Below are 1,353 nucleotides of genomic sequence, written 5' to 3'. Positions count from 1 at the left end.
CAGCCGGACACCGGCGAGCAGGCGCTCGAAATCACCGACGCGCTGGTGCGCTCGGGCTCGATCGACATGATCGTCATCGACTCGGTCGCGGCGCTCGTGCCGAAGGCCGAAATCGAAGGCGAGATGGGCGATTCGCTGCCGGGTCTGCAGGCCCGCCTGATGTCGCAGGCGCTGCGCAAGCTGACCGGCACGATCAAGCGCACGAACTGCCTCGTGATCTTCATCAACCAGATCCGGATGAAGATCGGCGTGATGTTCGGCAACCCGGAAACCACGACGGGCGGCAACGCGCTGAAGTTCTACTCGTCGGTGCGTCTCGACATTCGCCGGATCGGCTCGATCAAGAAGAACGACGAGGTGATCGGCAACGAAACCCGCGTGAAGGTCGTCAAGAACAAGGTGTCGCCGCCGTTCCGCGAAGCGATCTTCGACATCCTGTACGGCGAAGGCATTTCGCGTCAGGGCGAAATCATCGATCTCGGCGTGCAGGCGAAGATCGTCGACAAGGCCGGCGCCTGGTACAGCTACAACGGCGAGAAGATCGGCCAGGGCAAGGACAACGCGCGTGAATTCCTGCGCGAAAATCCGGAAATCGCGCGCGAGATCGAGAACCGCATCCGCGAATCGCTCGGTGTCGTCGCCATGCCCGATGGCGCGGGCAACGAAGCCGAGGCGATGGACGAAGAAGAGTGATGATTGCGCGCCGAGGTCAGGCCGGCGAGCCGGAGGAGCACGACACGCCCGAAACGGCGGGTCGCTCCGGCCAGCGGGCCGGCCCCTCGGGCGCCAGCCGGCGGGACGCAAGCGGCAACGCAGCGAACCGCGCCGCGACGAGGGCATCCGACGATGCCCTCGTTTCGTTTGAGATTGCCGCACCGGACGATCCGTTCGACGACGATGAATCGTTCGACGCACACGATCGCTCCCGCCGTCGTGTGTCCGGTGTCCGCTTCCCGAGCGATCGCGCTCCGAGCGATCGCGCCCCGGACGATCGCACAGCCGATGCGCCCGCGACGGAAGATGTCTATACGCGCAGCAGCCAGCATCCGCGCCGCACGCGCCGTGCATCCGGCGCATCTTCCGGCGACGCTGCTTCAAGCGACACCCCGGGCGCTCGCGAACGCAAGTCGTCGAAGCCGCCGCGGTCGTTGAAGGGGCGCGCGCTCGGCTACCTGTCGAGGCGCGAATACAGCCGTGCGGAGCTCGCGCGCAAGCTCGCACCGTACGTCGGCGAGGACGAATCCGTCGACCCGGTGCTCGATGCGCTGGAAAAGGAAGGCTGGCTGTCCGACGCGCGCTTCGCCGAGAGCCTCGTGCATCGCCGCGCGTCGCGCGTCGGCGTCGCGCGCATCG

General features: G+C 66.7%; 2 protein-coding genes. Both read left to right on the top strand.

Annotated features, from left to right (window positions below; all coding sequences use genetic code 11):
• Positions 1 to 693 (top strand): recombinase RecA (gene recA / locus A9Z05_RS20295; RefSeq protein ID WP_069619646.1); only part of this gene is annotated, 693 nt, incomplete at its 5' end.
• On the top strand, positions 693 to 1,353 hold a 661-nt coding region (locus tag A9Z05_RS20290; protein ID WP_069619645.1), incomplete at its 3' end, for a RecX family transcriptional regulator. The genes recA and A9Z05_RS20290, both read left to right, overlap by 1 nt.

This window comes from Burkholderia sp. A2 (assembly GCF_001729305.1).
GTDB lineage: Bacteria > Pseudomonadota > Gammaproteobacteria > Burkholderiales > Burkholderiaceae > Burkholderia > Burkholderia sola.
Note: the sequence above shows the minus strand (reverse complement) of the source record. Positions and strands in the feature narration are given on the sequence as shown.